This window comes from Bacillus sp. FJAT-27225, from assembly GCF_001685025.1.
Taxonomy (GTDB): Bacteria; Bacillota; Bacilli; order Bacillales; family Cytobacillaceae; genus Bacillus_D.
The window spans coordinates 870330-888677 of sequence record NZ_MAYU01000001.1 but is presented as its reverse complement, the minus strand read 5'-3'; the positions used below and the strand labels follow the sequence as shown (position 1 = coordinate 888677).

The window sequence follows — 18348 nt, the reverse complement described above, 5'->3', positions numbered from 1 at the left end:
CAACATAGATAGCTTATGTACGATCAAAAAAATATTTTTTTAAGATAAAACATTAGCAAAAAAGCCTTTCATGTTCTATAATAAAAAATTGTGATAAAAATATCCATAATAGGTTTAGACTTGCATGTGAACGAATAAACTATTTATTGTCAGATGTCAAGTAAACCAATAGTAAAAAATTCGACACAATCTCCGATAAACTTATTCGGGAAAGAAGGAATTGGCGGGGGGATGTAGAATTAATACAAAGGAGAATGGCCCAACTATTTTTGTGGATGCGGATTCGTGCCCTGTAAAAGAGGAAATCGCACAATTGGCATCCGATTTTTCAGTAAAGGCCATTTATGTGGCATCATATGCCCATGTGACCACCAATCCCTTATATGCGAACTGGGATTGGAGATACGTAGATTCGAGCCGGGAAGCCGCCGACCTTTACATTATGAACCACTCGGTCAAAGGAGATGCAGCCATTACCCAGGATATCGGCCTTGCTTCTACTCTCCTGCCAAAAGGGGTTTATGTCCTATCGCCCAAGGGAAACGTATTTGAGGAAAAGACGATTCAGACCGCGCTTGATTTACGTTACTTAAAATCTAAAGCACGGGCCAGGGGCAATTACGATAAAGGACCGCCGCCTTTTTTGCCGGAAGACCGGGAACGCTTTGTAATGGAGTTTGTTAAACTGCTTTGCAGGCTAACAGGGCGCCAATTCCCGTTTGACAGAGAATCATAACTGGAGTTGTTCGTATGGCAGAGCGCATACCTGAAGAAAAGGTCAATCAGATAAGGCAATCTGTTGATATTGTTGATGTAATCAGCGATTATGTTCAACTGAAGAAACAGGGCAGGAACTATTTTGGTTTATGCCCATTCCATGGGGAAAATTCACCATCATTTTCTGTCTCTCCCGACAAACAAATTTTTTATTGTTTTGGGTGCGGGGCTGGCGGAAATGTTTTTTCATTTTTAATGGAGCTTGAAGGTGCCACTTTTGCTGAAGCAGCTTTAAAGCTTGCAGACCGCTCCGGGATAGAACTGGAAATCGCCACACATACGTCCAAAGGGGACCTGGCCAGACAAGCAGAATTACAGCCCTATTTTGATGCTCATGATTTGTTAAGGAAATTTTACCATCATTTGCTTGTAAACACAAAAGAGGGTCAGGAGCCGCTTGAGTATTTGCTAGAGCGTGGCTTCACCAGGGAGTCAATCGACAAATTCCAGATTGGCTATGCGATGGATTCCTGGGAATTTACTGCTTCGTATCTGCAAAAAAGAGGATATAAACCCGACTTGATGGAAAAAGCGGGCCTGCTTGTAAAACGTGAGCGGGATGGTACATACCTGGATCGCTTCAGAAACAGGATCATGTTCCCGATAGTTGACCAAAGCGGAAAGACGATTGCTTTTTCGGGCAGGGCGCTTGGTGATGAAAAACCCAAGTACTTGAATAGCCCTGAAACGGCAATCTTCAATAAAAGCAAGACTCTTTATAACTTTCATCATGCCAAGCCTGTTATTCGCAGGCTTCACCAGGCGGTACTGTTTGAAGGATTTGCCGACGTGATATCCGCAGATCGCGCCGGGGTCGAAAATGGGATTGCGACAATGGGGACTTCGTTGACCGATGAGCATATCTCGATGATTCGGCGGAATACACAGGCGGTAACCATATGCTATGATTCAGACAATGCCGGGATTGAGGCAGCCTACCGTGCGGGTAACTTGCTTGCACAAGCAGGCATCGAAATAAAGGTCGCTATTATGCCAGATGGCCTTGATCCGGATGATTACATCAAGAAATTTGGTGCAGAGAGATTTCGGAATGAAATAATAGATTCCAGCCATACTTGGATGTCTTTCAAATTTCTTTATTTTAGAAGAGGAAAAAATCTTCAGAATGAAGGAGATAGGCTAGCCTATATCGAAAGGATAGTAAGCGAAATTAGCTTGCTGCCAAAGGTGATTGAAAAAGACCATTATCTTCGCCAGCTATCAAGCGAGTTTTCGCTTTCGCTGGATGCCTTAAAACAGCAAATGGCTGCCAGTACCCCAAAAAAGGGAAAACAAGTTACGGAGCGCGTTGCACCAGTACCAGCCAGGCAGGCTATCCGGCATATATCAGGTTTGAAGCCAGCGTACTACAATGCGGAGCGAAGACTTATTGCTCACATGCTTAGAAACAGGGATATTGCATATGAAATTCAGGAAATGCTAAACGGGAATACGATGAACGATGATTATCATCAAGCCATTATCACCTATCTTTTTGGCTATTATGAAAAGAGCGACCAGTTTGTGTTAAGTGAGTTCCTTGATTATTTAAAAGATGATAAGCTCAGGAGGCTGGTTGCCGACATAGAAATGATGACGCTCAATGAAGAACTGGGCGAGCAGGAATTGAAGGATTACATCCATCAGGTGTTGAAACATCAAAAGATGTTAAAAATAAATGAAAAACGTGCACAGTTGAAGGAGGCCGAAGCTCAAAAGGATTATCTCAGGGCAGGCCAACTAGGAAACGAAATCATTCAAATGCAAAAGTCATTATAAGCAGTATGAGGATGAATTTTTAAGGAGGGGGACCTATGGCTGAAAAATCAGCACGGTCACAAGAGGTCGAGAACGAATTGACCATTGAACAAGTAAAAGACCAGTTAACGGCGCAAGGCAAAAAAGCTGGCCATCTTGCCTATGACGATATAGCCGAAAGAATGGCCAATTTCGATATGGATTCAGATCAAATGGATGAATTCTACGAATCCCTGCAGGACCAAGGAATTGAATTGCTTGGCAGCAAGGATGAAGAAGACGAGGACGAAGATCCAAGCCTTCAGGAAATTTCCAAAGATGATGAAGAATTTGATCTGAACGACCTGAGTGTCCCCCCTGGCGTCAAAATCAATGACCCAGTCCGGATGTACCTGAAGGAGATTGGCAGGGTTGACCTGCTAACGGCAGAAGAGGAAATCCAATTGGCCAACAGGATTGAGAAGGGCGATGAGGAAGCAAAACGCCGTTTGGCTGAAGCTAACCTAAGGCTTGTCGTCAGCATTGCCAAGCGCTATGTCGGCCGTGGAATGCTATTCCTTGACCTCATTCAGGAAGGGAATATGGGATTAATCAAAGCTGTAGAAAAATTTGATTACCGCAAAGGTTTCAAATTCAGTACGTATGCCACTTGGTGGATTAGACAAGCGATTACACGTGCCATAGCAGACCAGGCCAGGACAATCAGGATCCCTGTCCATATGGTTGAAACAATCAATAAATTAATCAGAGTCCAGAGGCAGCTTCTTCAGGATCTTGGGCGCGAACCAACTCCAGAGGAAATAGCCGAAGATATGGACCTTACGCCGGATAAGGTTAGGGAAATCCTGAAAATAGCTCAGGAACCTGTATCACTTGAAACGCCTATCGGGGAAGAAGATGATTCCCATCTTGGCGATTTCATTGAGGATCAGGATGCAACATCACCATCTGAACATGCCGCTTATGAGTTGTTGAAAGAACAGCTAGAAGATGTTCTGGATACATTGACCGACAGGGAAGAAAATGTCCTGCGCCTCCGCTTTGGATTAGACGATGGCCGCACCCGGACGCTGGAAGAGGTCGGCAAGGTATTCGGTGTCACCCGTGAGCGTATCAGGCAGATTGAAGCAAAAGCATTGCGAAAGCTTCGCCATCCGAGCCGCAGTAAACGACTGAAAGATTTTCTTGAATAAAAGTACACAAGAGCTTGCCTTAACAGGCAGGCTTTTTTGTTTTTGTTATAATCTGTTTTCGCAAACTTTGATGCTATAAAAGACAGAAGTATGGTATACAGTTCATTTGATTGGAGCGGAAGGTGCCAGCTCGTTCGAAAATGCGTCTTTTGCATTTTCTACTGCGGTGCTTTTCAGGGAAGATCATTCGACGTCCTGCGGGACAAGCTGGACAGGTGAGGCCCCGCAGTCGCTTTAGCGACGAGAAGAATGAAATGCGTAAGCGCCTTGATCAGCCCCGACAAGCGCTGGAGGGCCTGAAGGAGAAGTCGTTCTTTGACTTCACCTGAGGGACCGAAGCGACCTCGAGGGGCTAGGCGCTGAAGCTAGCCTGGCTCACCGCCTGCCCCGCGGAAAGCGAGCACCTGGAGCGGAAATCAACTCACTTTATATTACTGCACCCTCGGATAACAAACATACTCTGTTTTGATTCATTTTACTGAATCGGGAAACGGAAAGCAACTTGATGAGACATAAAAGTATTAAAAATTCCACTCATTTTTCCAAAGGTTATAAATGTTGAGAAAATTCAAGTATCCCCATATAATGGTTTAGAAAGCGCATACATTTTGGAGGGGGATATATGAATTTCAACTTAACTGCGGAACAAGAAATGATTCGAAAAACAATCAGGGAATTTGCGGATGCGGAAGTAGCCCCGGGCGCCCTTGAAAGGGACCGTACCAAGGAGTTCCCTTTAGACATTTTCAAAAAGCTGGCCAGTATGGGAATCATGGGCCTCCCATTTCCTGAAGAATATGGTGGAGGGGGAGCAGATACTATCAGCTTTGCAATTGTAACGGAAGAGTTAAGCAGGGCATGCGGTTCGACAGGCATAACCTATTCCGCTCATATTTCGCTTGGCGGGGCTCCAATCAATATGTTCGGAACCGAAGAGCAAAAGCGGCAATACTTAACACCAATATGCACAGGTGAGTCGTTTGGAGCATTCGGGTTAACTGAGCCCAATGCCGGTTCAGATGCAGGCGGCACCAGAACGTCAGCCAAGATGGACAATGGGGAGTGGGTAATTAACGGAAGCAAATGTTTTATTACGAACGCCAGCTATGCAAAGTACCTTGCTCTGACTGCCGTAACCGGAGGCAGCGGTGATAATAATGAAATAAGCGCGATTATTGTACCAACAGAAGCCAAAGGATTCACCATAATCGACAATTATGAAAAAATGGGGCTCCATTCCTCAAATACAACTGAACTAGTCCTCGAGGATGTACGAGTACCGGAGGAAAATCTCCTTGGCAAAAAAGGTGAGGGATTTAAACAGTTTCTAATGACTCTTGACGGGGGCAGGATTGGGATAGGCGCCATGGCGGTCGGAATTGCCCAGGCAGCTTTCGATAAGGCGCTGCAGTATTCAAAGGAAAGAAAACAATTTGGGAGAAGCCTTTCCTCTTTCCAGGCTACACAGTTTAAATTGGCGGACATGGCCATGAAAATCGAGCTTGCCAGAACGATGGTCTACAAAGCTGCATGGCTAAAGGACCAAGGCAAAAAGTATTCAAAGGAAGCATCTATATGCAAGCTGTATGCTTCCGAGATTTGCATGGAAGTAACAGACCAAGCCGTACAGATTCATGGCGGCTATGGATACATGAAGGATTACCATGTAGAAAGATATATGAGAGATGCCAAGCTCCTCGAAATAGGAGAAGGTACATCGGAAATTCAGCGAATTGTCATTGCAAGAGAAATTGGGTGCATCTGACCGATTTAGGCTGGGTAAAGTAACTTGTCCAGCCTTTTCATTTTTAATTGTGACAAAAGTAACTTTATCCTTTTCCTTCTACTGTTTTTCATATACAATAATAGTTGTTTGAAATATTAATTTTGTTTTTGTACGTACATAAGGGAGGGTATTTCATGAAAAATCCAGTCGTTCCTTTTATTATGATCATGGTCATGGGGATTGGCCTGATGTTTGTGCTTTCCTTCAAGGGACTTGGAGATTCAAAAGATCTTGCCAAAGGGGAAAAAGGCGGCGAAAAGACGGAAGTTGCGGCAAATCCTGAAGAACTTTATGAAGCCAAAGGCTGTGTGACTTGCCATGGGAATCAGCTGGAAGGTAAGGGAAATGCGCCGAAGCTGGCTGATGTTGGTGCTAGGCTGTCTGAGGCGGAAATCAAGGATATTCTTATAAAAGGCACAACAGGCGGAATGCCAGGCGGACTCGTTCAGGGTGCAGAGGCTGACGCCGTAGCCAAGTGGCTTTCTGAAAAGAAATAATTGTATAGAGATTCCAGAACAACGCTGCCGCAAATGCTGGCGGCGTTGTTTTTTTGCATATGGAAACATTCTTTTTTATACTGATATAGAGATGAACGGAAAAGTGGTGCTTAACTTGAACGCAGGACAATTATCAAAAAGGCTGCAAACAGTAGCAAACTATATACCAAAAGGGGCGAAGCTGGCAGACATCGGTTCAGACCATGCCTATCTGCCAGTGTTTCTTGCCGGCAGGGGCTTAATTGAATCTGCCATCGCCGGGGAGGTCGTTGAAGGACCCTATCAGACAGCCAGCAGGCAAGTCAGAGCAGAGGGCCTAGAGGATGTCATAGCTGTTCGGCTTGGAGATGGCCTTGAAGTCGTAGCTCCAGGCGAAGTCGATTGTATTTCCATTGCTGGAATGGGAGGAGCGCTTATAACTGAAATCCTTGAGGAAGGGAAAAATAAGCTGGATAGTGTTAAGCGGCTCGTGCTTCAGCCTAATATTGCAGCCTGGGCCATCAGGAAATGGCTGGTTGAAAACGGTTGGGAACTTATTGATGAGGATATTCTTGAAGAGGATAGCAAAATTTATGAAATTCTTGTTGCCGAGAGAGGAAAACCCGAACGTCCTTATACGACAGGCTTAGAAACCGGCCTATTGTTTGGGCCGTTTTTGCAGCAGCGAAGGCAAGAGGCCTTTCTTAAGAAATGGAAGCTTGAAAAAGAAAATTGGCAAAAAGTATTGGGTAAACTGGGACAGGCAAAACCTTCTGATGAAGTGGAAGCAAAGAAGGCGGATCTTCAGAAAAAGATAGTGCTAGTAGAGGAGGTTTTAAATCTATGAAGAAAATCAATGGCCATGAGTTTATTACGCTGCTTGAACGTTTTTCTCCAAAGGAATATGCCGTGGAAGGGGATAGAGTCGGCCTCCAGATTGGCCAGTTGAATAGGCGGGTTGACAAGGTTCTGATTACACTGGATCTTACTGAGGAAGTTGTCGATGAAGCAATCGATAAAGGTGTTCAGTTAATCATTGCCCACCATCCGCCAATTTATCGGCCTTTGAAAAAACTGGCAACCGATACGGTGCCAGGCAGGATGATTGAAAAGCTTATCAAACATGACATTTCAGTCTATGCCGCTCACACCAATCTGGATGTTGCAAAAGGCGGCGTGAATGATATGCTGGCCGAAGCTCTTGGATTGGCAAATACGGAGGTTTTATCCCCAACGTACGAGGAAAATCTTCAAAAGCTGGTTGTTTACGTCCCTGCTGCAGATGCTGAATCGGTCAGGTCAGTGCTTGGAAAAGCGGGCGCTGGTGCTATCGGAAATTATAGCCATTGTTCATTTTCCTCAGAAGGTACCGGGCGTTTCCTTCCTGGAGGGAATACCAATCCTTACATAGGCGAACAGGGACGGCTCGAGGAAGTGGATGAAGTAAAAATCGAAACCATTGTCCCTTCCCGGCTTACTAACAAAGCCATTGCAGCAATGCTAAAATCCCACCCATACGAAGAGCCCGCCTATGATGTATACCCTCTTGAAAATAAAGGGGAGATCCTCGGGCTTGGCCGGATTGGAACAATCGAAGAGATGACTCTTGCAGAATTTGCCGAGAAGGTGAAGAAAGATTTTGAAGTCGACGCTGTTCGTGTTGTCGGAGATTTATCCTCAAAGGTTAAGAAGGTAGCAGTTCTTGGCGGGGACGGGAATAAATATTTCTCACAGGCAAAATTTAAGGGTGCTGACGTTTATGTAACCGGCGATATTTATTTTCATGTTGCACACGATGCATTAATGCTAGGATTGAATATGGTGGATCCTGGGCATATTGCGGAAAAAATCATGAAGAAAGGACTCGCATCTATCATGGGCAGGATGTGTGCGGAAGCCGGCTTTGATGCAGAAATCCTTTCTTCAGAAATTGACACCAATCCATTTAAGACATTATGAAAAATCCGGCCAAAAGTGGCCGGATTTTTACTGTTTATAACTGCGATGCTGCCTTTTTTACTTTAGGCAGGATTTTAGTTAGAGGAACATTCTTTTTGCGTTCCCATGTATCTGGATTTTCAGGGTCATATTGTTCCAGAAATGCAATCACTTCTTTTGTAATCGGGGTTGGTGTAGATGCACCAGCCGTAACGGCAACAGTTTCTGCACCTTTTAGCCAATCCAGGTCAAGCTCTTCAATATCGGCAATCCGATAGGCTTTGGTGCCGGCAATTTCTTGGGATACTTGGGCAAGCCTGTTGGAATTATTACTTTTTGGATCTCCAACAACAATCAGCACATCCGCCTCGCCGGCCTGCTGTGCAACAGCTTCCTGCCTTACCTGGGTTGCCATGCAGATTTCCCTATGGACTTCGGCATGAGGATATTTCTCTTTTACTTTATCCATGATGTCGGCTACGTCCCACTGGCTCATCGTAGTCTGGTTCGTCACAATAATTTTATCATGGTGTAAATCAAGTTTTTCCACATCTTCCACAGTTTCAACGAGATGGACAATCCCCGGAGCGGCAACACCAACTGCGCCTTCCGGCTCCGGATGGCCTTTTTTGCCGATATAAATAACTTTGAACCCTTCTGCCTCTTTTTCCCGAATTAAATCATGGGTCTTTGTCACATCCGGGCAAGTAGCATCCAAGGCTACCAGTCCTTTTTGTTTTGCAAGGTTCCGGACTTCCGGCGATATGCCATGGGCCGTGAAAATAACGGTTCCCCCGTCAACTTTTTCAAGAATTTCCTTCCGGTTATTCCCGTCGAGAGTAATGATGCCCTCCTCTGCAAACGCATCGGTGACATGTTTATTATGAACAATCATCCCAAGGATGTAGATAGGGCGTGGCAACGATTTATCGAGAGCCGCGTTCCGTGCGATGACCATTGCATCAACAACCCCGTAACAATAGCCTCGCGGCGATATTTTTATCACATTCATTAATAAAGCCCCTCCTGATTAAGGTTAGACTTGCTTATCCCTTCTCATTATATAGGTATTAACCAATATGTTCAAAGTTAAAAATCTTACAGCCAATATGGTTGCTGTTATAGAAGGTTGAATAGTCGTTTCATACAGTGAAAAAGGGGAGAATTTGTTGGAGAAATTGGTAACGAGGTCGCTGAAAAGGCAGTTCGGACTCGCTAATAGCTAGGGCTATCTTCCCGAACTACACTTTATTGCTATTCGAATATTATGGATAGTAAGTTATCACCCGTCCTACGCAGAGACTCACTAGCCACCTGGCCGAAAAAAACTACTCTAAATGGGTAACTCCGTAAATGTTTTCTACGATAAAGTAAAAAAGGTGCCACTCAGCACCTTTCTTCAGAAAAATAGCCTTGGCCTAGGCCGGTCATCATCATTCCTGTTTGATTGCACCCGATTATCCTCGTTCCTGATCGGCCGTCCAAGCCATGGGTCACGTTGTGGGGAAGAAGAATGGCCATCGCTGGATTCCTCTATATGTTTGGTATCCTTGGGTTCCTCATCTTCCCGGTGGGATTTCGTTTTAACGCTTTTGTTATGTGAGACGGGTTTCTTCTCTGAGGTTTCTTCTGTGTCAGTATTTTTTAATCCGCGGTAAAGCTTCCACATGGATGGGAGGTTTTTAACAATCGGACCGTATTGTTCGATTAGCGGGCTAAAGGATTGGACTGTCTGAATGACGTTCTGCGTATTGGCTAAAAAGGCATTGAGTGATTCCGGATTGCTAAGTGTATTTAGAATGGACCCAGATTGTCCTGCATCTCCGGCTCGGGAAGCAACTTCTCGTCCCGGGACCTGTCCTCTTCCTGATTTTCCAAGCAGCCTTGAAAGCAGTCCCCCTCCTCCTCCTCTTTGTCCCTGAGACCTTGGAGGCATAGGGCCCATAAAAGGCGATGGAGGACCGTTAAAGCCATTAGAGCGACCGAAAGGATGTCTGCCTGGCCCCATAGCTGGCCGGTTCATTCCTCCCTGCCTATACATTGGCGGGAATGGTGGCATAGTTTAATCTCCTCTCAAAAGTAATTTCTCTATTTAAAATATGCAGAAGTCCGATTTGTGTTATGCTTTATGGCTCCAATTCAATAATTGGTTCGCCATCATTTTTAATTACTTAAAGAGGGGCTCCCGTAACCGCAATATTATTCATCAAAGCAATAGGAGGAATAACCTTCATGAAAGCGGGACTTTAAGCAAATCATAATAATAAGTAGCTTTACAATCCAAACTTTACTATAATAACAGGATGGGCAGAGTTCCAAAACCGAAACTAAGGAGCCTGAAAATGAGCGGAAATCAATTTAATCAATTTAATTTAAAGCCATATTTATTAAAAGCGATAGAATCTTTAGGGTTCACAAAGCCAACAGAGATACAGGAGCAGATGATACCAACTGCCCTGAAAGGTGGAAGTGCAATCGGCCAATCGAGGACCGGAACAGGAAAAACCCATTCCTACTTGCTGCCTATTCTGGAGAGGCTTGAGCCAGGCCGCCAGGAGGTACAGGCTGTCATCACTGCACCGACGAGGGAGCTTGCCAGCCAGATTCACCAGCAATTTTTGAAGGCGGTGGAACATTACGAGGGTGACGAGACAATAGTTGTCCGTAATTATATTGGCGGGACGGACAAGCAAAAATCAATTGAAAAACTAAGGGTTCAGCCCCATATTGTTATCGGGACACCTTCCCGGATTTTTTCTCTAGTTGATGAACAGGCACTGTTTGTCCATACAGCCACTACATTGGTAGTGGACGAAGCAGATTTAATGCTAGATATGGGTTTTCTTGAAGATGTTGACAGGATTGCATCAAGGATGCCCGAGAAACTGCAAATGCTAGTGTTTTCGGCAACGATTCCTGAAAAGCTGAAACCTTTCCTGAAAAAATATATGGAGAATCCGAAATATATTCATATTGATCCAAGAAAAAAAGCCGCGGAAAACCTGGAGCATTTGCTATTGCCTTCAAGGCATAAGAGCAGAAAGGAAATTGTCTTCAATGTCCTCCAAGTTATTAATCCTTATCTTGCGATTGTTTTTACAAACACGAAAAAAATGGCTGATGAGGTTGCCGATTATTTAATTGAAAAAGGGATGAAGGTCGGCAGGGTACATGGGAATCTTAATCCGCGTGAACGCAAGAAGATGATGAAACAGATTCAGGATTTGGACTATCAATACATCGTTGCGACCGACCTGGCCGCTAGGGGCATTGATATTGAAGGGGTTAGCCATGTCATCAATTATGAGCTGCCAACAGACCTCGATTTCTATATCCATAGGGTTGGAAGGACAGCAAGGGCCAATCTTTCCGGAACAGCCTTGACTGTTTATGATACTTCCGATGAAGATGCCTTGAACCGTCTTGAGAAAATGGGTATTGTTTTCAAGCATGTTGACGTTAGCAAAGATGGACTTGTTGAAATTGGCGACCGCAATAAGCGAAAAACCCGCAAGAAGCAGGAAGATGAGACTGACAAAATTGCGAGGTCGATAGTCAAAACGCCGAGAAAAGTAAAGCCTGGGTACAAGAAAAAAATAAATGAAGAAATAGCCAAGGTAAGAAAGCGCCAAAATAGATTAAAGAGGAAATAACGGCACTAACTGCTGAATGAAGGAGAAGGGGAAAATGTTGAAAATTGGTTCTCACGTATCGATGAGCGGCAAGGAAATGCTGCTAGCGGCCAGTAAGGAAGCCGTTTCCTATGGCTCCAACACATTCATGATTTATACAGGGGCTCCCCAAAATACAAGAAGAAAAAAAATTGAGGATCTGAATATAGAGGCCGGCAGAAGGCATATGGAAGAGCATGGAATCGGTGATATTGTAGTTCATGCTCCATACATCATTAATATAGGAAATACCACAAATCCCGCAACATTTGAGCTAGGGGTTAATTTCCTTCGCTCTGAAATTGAAAGGACGGAAGCCATAGGCGCCAGACAAATTGTCCTTCATCCAGGAGCCCATGTTGGAGCTGGAACGGAGACAGGAATAAAAAAAATCGTCGAGGGCTTAAATGAAGTGTTGACTGGGAAAGAAAACGTTCAGGTAGCTCTGGAAACGATGGCCGGCAAAGGATCGGAGTGCGGGAAGAATTTCGAGGAGCTGGCCATGATTATTGACGGTGTAAATTACAGTGACAAGATTTCTGTTTGCTTTGACACATGCCATACCCATGACGCCGGATATGATATTGTCAATGATTTTGATGGTGTCCTAAATGATTTTGACAAAATTGTCGGGATCGACAGGCTAAAGGTGCTTCATATTAACGATAGTAAAAATTCTATCGGAATGAGAAAGGACCGCCACGAAAATATAGGTTTTGGGCATATCGGTTTTGATGCCCTCAGCTATATTGTCCACCATCCACAGCTTATGTCGGTGCCTAAAATCCTTGAAACTCCGTATGTGGGGGAAGATAAGAAAAGTCAGAAGCCTCCTTATAAGCATGAGATTGAAATGCTTCGCAATAAAATCTTTGATCCAAGCTTAAAACCGGTTGTTACCCTCGCTTAAAATGAATGCCTCCCTGCTATTGGAACAGGGAGGCTTTTTTACGACTTGGTAAATTGTAGGAAAAGCTTATTCACTTCTTTTGCTGTATCAGGGCCTGCAATTTTCGCAATTTCCTTGATAATAGCAGTTCGCTGTGCGCTGTCAAAAATATTTATCTGCCTGCCTCGTAAGTATTCGGCAATTTGGCCTGCCTGTTTTTGGTTAATCGCGATACCAAACTGATTGGCATAGTTCAACAATTCCTTGTCAGTTATTGTGTTTATTTTATGATTGATGATATTTTCGAACAGTTTCACTTTCATCACTCCCCTTTCTTACTGTATGAGGGGAAATCCCAAACAGTGCCAACAATTTCTTGGAAAAAGTTTAATCAAGGCCAGAGGCTTTACAATCCATTCGCGGTGGGGTATACTACAAAACGTAAATCGGAATGATTCTTAAAATTGATTTGTTAATAGGTGATAATATGGCAAATATGCCTGTAATTGATATAACCGGGCTTTCTTTTCGATATGAAAAAGAAAAAGTCCTTGAAAATATAAATCTCAGTGTTCCAAAAGGGGCCTTTCTGGCCATTGTTGGGCCTAACGGGTCAGGAAAATCAACTCTGCTTAAGCTGATCCTTGGGCTATTAAAACCCCAAACAGGAGAAATCCGGCTATTTGGAGAACCACTTCGATCATTTGATGGGTGGGAGAAGATTGGGTACGTATCTCAAAAAGCAAACTCCTTCAACACTGGCTTTCCGGCGACTGTTGAGGAAGTAGTCTCCAGTGGACTTGTTCGAAAAATCGGCCTGTTTCGTTTTATGAAGGCAAAAGAAAAACAGAAAGTCCGGGAGGCCCTCACCTCAGTTGGGATGGCTGACTTTGCCGATAAAAATATAGGTGAATTGTCCGGTGGGCAACAACAAAGGGTGTTTATTGCCAGAGCACTTGTCAGTGACCCTGAACTGCTTATCCTTGATGAGCCGACTGTCGGGGTCGATCAGAGGCAGCAGGACATTTTTTATAAAATGCTTGAAAAACTTAACAAAAAAGCGGGGATTACGCTTTTGCTTGTTACTCATGACATTGGGACGGTGTCACAGGCAGTCACCCATGTTGCGTGTTTGAATAAGTACCTCCATTTTCATGGTGAATCAAGTGAGTTTGAAAAAATAGCGAAGAATGGATTATCGGAATTTTACGGCTACGATGTCCATCAGCTCAGCCATCACCATCACGGGGAGGACGGCAAATGATCAGCAGTATATTTCAATATGAGTTCTTGCAAAACGCATTTATCTCAGGTGCCTTGATTGGCATAATTGCCCCGTTGCTTGGTGTCTTCATTGTTGTCAGAAGACTCTCGCTCATCTCCGATGCATTGAGCCATGTAACTCTTTCAGGAATAGCGGCAAGTCTTCTTCTTGAAAAAAAGTTCGGTCTTTCGGGTGCAATTAACCCTTTGTATATGGGGATGGCTTTTTCGGTAGGCGGGGCATTGTTTATCGAAAAATTGAGAGCCGTTTATAAGCATTATCAGGAGCTTGCCATACCGATTATTTTGTCGGGCGGTATTGGCATTGGTGTGATATTTATTTCACTGGCCGACGGGTTTAATGCTGATCTGTTTGGTTATTTATTTGGTAGTGTAACTGCTGTCAGCAGGGCGGATGTCATGATAATTGCAATTATTGCAGTTATCGTTGCGGTTGTGATTTTCCTTCTTTATAAAGAGCTGTTCCTGCTATCCTTTGATGAGGACCATGCAAGGGCTTCAGGAATACCTGCAAATGCGATTCATTTTGTTTTTATTGTCATGGTAGCCCTTGTCATTGCTGCTTCCATGCGCATTGTTGGTGTCCTGCTTGTATCGTCTTTGATGACATTGCCTGTTGCCGCAAGTATGAGGGTTGCTAAAGGTTTTAAGCAGGCGATTGTTTTATCTGTGGTTTTCGGGGAAATTTCGGTTATTGGCGGCTTGTTTGCGGCTTATTATCTGGACCTGGCTCCAGGTGGCACAATTGTGTTACTCGCTATTGGCATCCTTTTACTGGCCATTATGTATAAAAAGATGGGCCTTACCTTGCGGACAGGGCGGAAGGAGTGACTGAAATGAATGTAGATGAAGCTCTTGATTATTTAAAGGAAAAGGGTTATAAGCATACCGGAAAACGCGAGGATATGCTGCAGCTGTTTTCCGATAGTGATAAATACTTGACCGCAAAAGATGTCCTGGACCGTCTGAAACAAAATTATCCAGGCCTAAGCTTTGACACGATATACCGAAATTTGTCCTTGTTTGCGGAGCTTGGCATTTTGGAAACGACTGAGCTATCGGGTGAAAAGCATTTTCGCTTCACCTGTTCAAGGCATTCTCATCATCATCACTTCATTTGCCTTGATTGCGGAAAAACAAAAGAGCTGGGAACTTGTCCAATGAGCGAGTTGAGCGAGGATTTAAAAGGGTACGATGTTTCTGGCCATAAGTTTGAGATTTATGGCCGCTGCCCGGATTGTGTGCTATAAACCATAAAAAAACAGCCAACTTTGGCTGTTTTTTTATGTGGAAAATTTCTTATTAATCCACAAACTAAGCGTTGCTGAACTTTTTACCACCTGGCAACCGTCAATTCATCCACGAACTAAGCGTTAGTGAACTTTTTACCACCTGGCAACCGTCAATTCATCCACGAACTAAGCGTTAGTGGACTTTTTACCACCTGGCAACCGTCAATTCATCCACGAACTAAGCGTTAGTGGACTTTTTACCACCTGGCAACCGTCAATTCATCCACGAACTAAGCGTTAGTGGACTTTTTACCACCTGGCAACCGTCAATTCATCCACGAACTAAGCGTTAGTGGACTTTTTACCACCTGGCAACCGTCAATTCATCCACGAACTAAGCGTTAGTGGACTTTTTACCACCTGGCAACCGTCAATTCATCCACGAACTAAGCGTTAGTGGACTTTTTACCACCTGGCAACCGCCAATTCATCCACGAACTAAGCGTTAGTGGACTTTTTACCACCTGGCAAACGGTCAATTAATCCACAAACTAAGCGTTAGTGGACTTTTTACCACTGGCAACCGTCAATTAATCCACGAATAAGCGTTAGTAACTTTTTACCACCTGGCAACCGTCAATTCATCCACGAACTAAGCGTTAGTGGACTTTTTACCACCTGGCAACAGCCAACTGAACGGACCCTAAGATCAACTGCTGAGCCGGGCCTATTTTCTCCACTCTGCTACCCATCGTGCGGCTTCTTCCCAGTTCTTCACTCTTATGACTCCTTTTGGGATTGGATCCCGGTTATAGGGAGTATCAAATAAGAGGACGGGGATTCCGCATTCTTCATGGATGGCAACCGCATTATCATGTTTATCTTCAAGGAATAAGTCGACTTTATATTTTTTTGCCGTTGCAATTTTATTGTGGGTGCCAATCAATTCGATATGATGGTATTCCAATTCATTCCTGGTGAACCATTCTTCCGTAACATGAAGCAAGTGCGTGGCTCTAGCACTAATAAAGTATAATTCAAATTGCTCCTTCCATTTGGAAAGCACATGTTTCGCTCCCTCTGCAAGGGGAGAACCAGAGTATATTTCAGGCTCTGCTCCTTGAAACCACGTAGAAAATTGCTGCCTAGGCACATCGGGGACAAGATGCAGCAAATCATATTCTTTTACATCATCCAGTGTTACATTTACTTTAAAATCACGGTTAATATAGGGCAAAATACTCGAAGGACAGGTGACTGTCCCGTCAATATCAATTCCAAGTCTTTTCATATAAAAACTCCTTTTGTCTATGTAGAATACAATGTTTGTCCCGGGTGCTATTTTTTGGAAGCTTGCCGTAGTGCAAGCTGCCAGCAGAAGAGGGATGGCCCCGGGTGATAAACAACCCTAATTAGGGACGCTTTACTTTATTTTACCAGAAGGAGTATGAGAGGTACTCCTTGCAAAGATTGACATAGTAAAAAAAATTCAGCCGTAAACAATAAGAAGGCTCCTACTTTTGAAAGTGAGGGATTAAGGTGGCCGATCAATCCTATGGCAGAAACACGATGCAGCAAGAGGGCAGGAACGATTCCGAAAATCAGGGAAGCAGGAATTACCAATCACAGTCGGGATATAACTACAAAGAAGAAACGTCTTCAGAGCCGCTGCTTTTACCTTCACCGCAGGGTACCACAACCATGCAGACAGGTACGGGGTTAACAGCAACAGGCTCAACTGCAACTAACTCAACTGGAACTGGTTCAAATGAGACTGGTTCAACTGCATCTAGATCCGCGCTAACTGGCACTGCTGGGTCAAGCCCGGCAGAAAACACCAGGGAAGAAACAGCAGGCGAGATTGCTGCACCTGTCCAGGTAAGGCAGAATCGAAACAATAAAGAAGGGCAGCAGCGAAATCAGGCTGATGAAAATGCGGGTACTTCGATGCTCGGTTATATTGCTCTAGGCTTGGCGATTCTGTCGTTGTTCTTTCTTCCTGTGCTGCTAGGGGCAGCTGGTATTGTCCTTGGGTTTTTGGCAATGAGAAGAGGGCAATCCAAAGCTGGCGGTTGGGCAATTGGCATTGGCGCGGTTTCACTTATAATTGGAATGTTCATAGCACCATTCTTTTGATCATTTCTCAAAAAGGAGCAATCGAAAAGAGGACGGCATTTGCCGGCCTCTTTCGTATTGCCTACTTCACCCCTTGTTCTTCAAGGGCTTTCTTTTCAAAATATTCCGCAGCGATTGCGTCAATTTCTTTCTTTAACTCTTCAACCATCGTCTCTTCAGGAACTTTCCGGACAATTTCACCTTTCCTGAATAGAAGCCCTTCGCCTCGTGCGCCGGCTATGCCAATGTCAGCCTCGCGTGCTTCGCCAGGGCCGTTAACGGCACATCCAAGTACGGAAACTTTGATTGGAGCTTTAATGTTTTGAATATATTCCTCAACTTCATTGGCAATACTGATCAGATCGATTTCAATCCGTCCGCAGGTTGGGCAGGCTATTAAGGTTGCCGAGTTGGCCGATAAACCAAATACCTTTAACAGGTCACGGGCAACTTTAATCTCCTGGACAGGATCTGCACTTAAGGAAATCCTCATTGTGTTGCCTATTCCCATATTGAGAAGGACACCGAGGCCGGCAGAACTTTTGATCGTGCCAGAGAACAGGGTCCCGGATTCAGTGATGCCGAGATGAAGCGGATAATCAAAGGCACGGGCCGCCTTTTCATATGCTTCAATAGCAAGATTGACATCAGAAGCTTTCATGGACACGATAATATCATGGAAATCCAGGTCCTCAAGAATCTTGATATGGTGGAGAGCACTTTCTACCATTCCATCAGCGGTAGGATAACCGTATTTATCAAGAATCTTTTTCTCAAGAGAACCGGCATTGACTCCTATTCTGATCGGTATCCCTTTTTCTTTGGCCGCTTTGACAACAGCTTCCACTTTCTCGCGTCTGCCGATATTACCAGGGTTGATCCTGATTTTGTCAGCGCCGCCTTCAATTGCTTTGAGAGCAAGCTTGTAATCGAAATGGATATCGACGACAAGTGGTATGTTGATTCTTTTCTTTATTTCAGGAATTGCCTCGGCAGCCCGCATATCGGGGCAGGCAACCCGGACGATTTGGCAGCCGGCATCTTCAAGCCTTTTGATTTCAGCGACAGTTGCCTCAACGTCATGGGTTTTGGTTGTTGTCATACTTTGTATAATAATTTCGTTGTTTCCGCCAATGGTCAGGTTACCGACCCGGACCGGGCGGGTTTTAGTACGATGTGTAAGTTCATTCACGTAAGGTCCGCTCCTTTGGTACTAAATAATAATAGGT

17 protein-coding genes and 1 pseudogene are annotated in these 18348 nt (G+C 44.3%); 13 read left to right on the top strand and 5 right to left on the bottom strand.

What is annotated here, in order from left to right:
* The first annotated feature begins 220 nt into the window (after nucleotides 1-220).
* The 7 genes from A8F94_RS04590 (at nucleotide 221) to A8F94_RS04560 (ending at nucleotide 7949) form a co-directional block, all read left to right on the top strand.
* Nucleotides 221-736: a YaiI/YqxD family protein gene (locus A8F94_RS04590; RefSeq protein ID WP_066196229.1), complete on the top strand. Its 516-nt coding sequence runs from the start codon at nucleotides 221-223 to the stop codon at nucleotides 734-736.
* Between the two features lie 14 nt (nucleotides 737-750).
* Nucleotides 751-2556: a DNA primase gene (gene dnaG, locus A8F94_RS04585; RefSeq protein WP_066196226.1), complete on the top strand. Its 1806-nt coding sequence runs from the start codon at nucleotides 751-753 to the stop codon at nucleotides 2554-2556.
* 35 nt (nucleotides 2557-2591) lie between these two features.
* The gene (gene rpoD / locus A8F94_RS04580; protein ID WP_066196224.1) at nucleotides 2592-3728 is read left to right on the top strand and encodes an RNA polymerase sigma factor RpoD; all 1137 of its coding nucleotides are present in this window, start codon (nucleotides 2592-2594) and stop codon (nucleotides 3726-3728) included.
* A 622-nt stretch (nucleotides 3729-4350) separates the two neighbouring features.
* Complete coding sequence (locus A8F94_RS04575) at nucleotides 4351-5493, top strand: acyl-CoA dehydrogenase family protein (RefSeq protein WP_066196221.1); 1143 nt, start codon at nucleotides 4351-4353, stop codon at nucleotides 5491-5493.
* 155 nt (nucleotides 5494-5648) lie between these two features.
* Entirely contained in the window at nucleotides 5649-6011 is a 363-nt protein-coding gene (cccA, locus tag A8F94_RS04570) for a cytochrome c550 (protein ID WP_066196218.1), read from the top strand.
* Between the two features lie 115 nt (nucleotides 6012-6126).
* Nucleotides 6127-6837: a tRNA (adenine(22)-N(1))-methyltransferase gene (locus tag A8F94_RS04565; RefSeq protein ID WP_066196215.1), complete on the top strand. Its 711-nt coding sequence runs from the start codon at nucleotides 6127-6129 to the stop codon at nucleotides 6835-6837.
* Nucleotides 6834-7949, top strand: coding sequence for a Nif3-like dinuclear metal center hexameric protein (locus tag A8F94_RS04560; protein WP_066196212.1), 1116 nt, complete (start codon nucleotides 6834-6836; stop codon nucleotides 7947-7949). Before A8F94_RS04565 ends, A8F94_RS04560 begins: the two co-directional genes overlap by 4 nt.
* 34 nt (nucleotides 7950-7983) lie before the next feature.
* On the opposite strand, the gene A8F94_RS04555 is transcribed toward A8F94_RS04560, so the two are convergent.
* Complete coding sequence (locus tag A8F94_RS04555) at nucleotides 7984-8940, bottom strand: 4-hydroxy-3-methylbut-2-enyl diphosphate reductase (protein ID WP_066196210.1); 957 nt, start codon at nucleotides 8938-8940, stop codon at nucleotides 7984-7986.
* Nucleotides 8941-9327: 387 nt separating this feature from the next.
* Nucleotides 9328-9987 carry a VrrA/YqfQ family protein gene (vrrA, locus tag A8F94_RS04550; RefSeq protein WP_066196207.1) on the bottom strand — a complete coding sequence of 220 codons (660 nt, stop codon included), beginning with the start codon at nucleotides 9985-9987 and terminating at the stop codon, nucleotides 9328-9330.
* A gap of 283 nt (nucleotides 9988-10270) precedes the next feature.
* On the opposite strand from vrrA, the gene A8F94_RS04545 reads away from it, so the two are divergent.
* Both A8F94_RS04545 and A8F94_RS04540 read left to right on the top strand, forming a co-directional pair.
* Entirely contained in the window at nucleotides 10271-11581 is a 1311-nt protein-coding gene (locus A8F94_RS04545; protein ID WP_066196204.1) for a DEAD/DEAH box helicase, read from the top strand.
* Between the two features lie 34 nt (nucleotides 11582-11615).
* Entirely contained in the window at nucleotides 11616-12509 is an 894-nt protein-coding gene (locus A8F94_RS04540; RefSeq protein ID WP_066196202.1) for a deoxyribonuclease IV, read from the top strand.
* A 38-nt stretch (nucleotides 12510-12547) separates the two neighbouring features.
* On the opposite strand, the gene A8F94_RS04535 is transcribed toward A8F94_RS04540, so the two are convergent.
* Complete coding sequence (locus A8F94_RS04535) at nucleotides 12548-12805, bottom strand: DUF2624 domain-containing protein (RefSeq protein ID WP_066196199.1); 258 nt, start codon at nucleotides 12803-12805, stop codon at nucleotides 12548-12550.
* Nucleotides 12806-12975: 170 nt separating this feature from the next.
* Here A8F94_RS04535 and A8F94_RS04530 point away from each other — a divergent pair, with 170 nt between their 5' ends.
* The 3 genes from A8F94_RS04530 to A8F94_RS04520 are packed head-to-tail and all read left to right on the top strand — an operon-like array spanning nucleotide 12976 to nucleotide 15022.
* Entirely contained in the window at nucleotides 12976-13752 is a 777-nt protein-coding gene (locus A8F94_RS04530) for a metal ABC transporter ATP-binding protein (protein ID WP_066197270.1), read from the top strand.
* Nucleotides 13749-14603, top strand: a complete 855-nt coding sequence (locus A8F94_RS04525; RefSeq protein WP_066196196.1) for a metal ABC transporter permease — start codon at nucleotides 13749-13751, stop codon at nucleotides 14601-14603. Before A8F94_RS04530 ends, A8F94_RS04525 begins: the two co-directional genes overlap by 4 nt.
* 5 nt (nucleotides 14604-14608) lie before the next feature.
* On the top strand, nucleotides 14609-15022 hold the full coding sequence (locus tag A8F94_RS04520) for a Fur family transcriptional regulator (RefSeq protein ID WP_066196193.1): 414 nt from the start codon (nucleotides 14609-14611) through the stop codon (nucleotides 15020-15022).
* Between the two features lie 709 nt (nucleotides 15023-15731).
* Here A8F94_RS04520 and A8F94_RS04515 read toward each other — a convergent pair.
* Nucleotides 15732-16295, bottom strand: coding sequence for a hypothetical protein (locus A8F94_RS04515; RefSeq protein ID WP_066196190.1), 564 nt, complete (start codon nucleotides 16293-16295; stop codon nucleotides 15732-15734).
* Nucleotides 16296-16954: 659 nt separating this feature from the next.
* Between A8F94_RS04515 and A8F94_RS26635 the strand changes: the two are divergent.
* Nucleotides 16955-17140: pseudogene (locus A8F94_RS26635) on the top strand (DUF4190 domain-containing protein); the annotation flags it as partial.
* Nucleotides 17141-17201: 61 nt separating this feature from the next.
* Here the strand turns inward: A8F94_RS26635 and ispG are convergent.
* Nucleotides 17202-18311 (bottom strand): flavodoxin-dependent (E)-4-hydroxy-3-methylbut-2-enyl-diphosphate synthase, encoded by a 1110-nt coding sequence (gene ispG, locus A8F94_RS04505; protein ID WP_066196185.1) that lies wholly within the window; start codon nucleotides 18309-18311, stop codon nucleotides 17202-17204.
* Nucleotides 18312-18348: the final 37 nt, after the last annotated feature.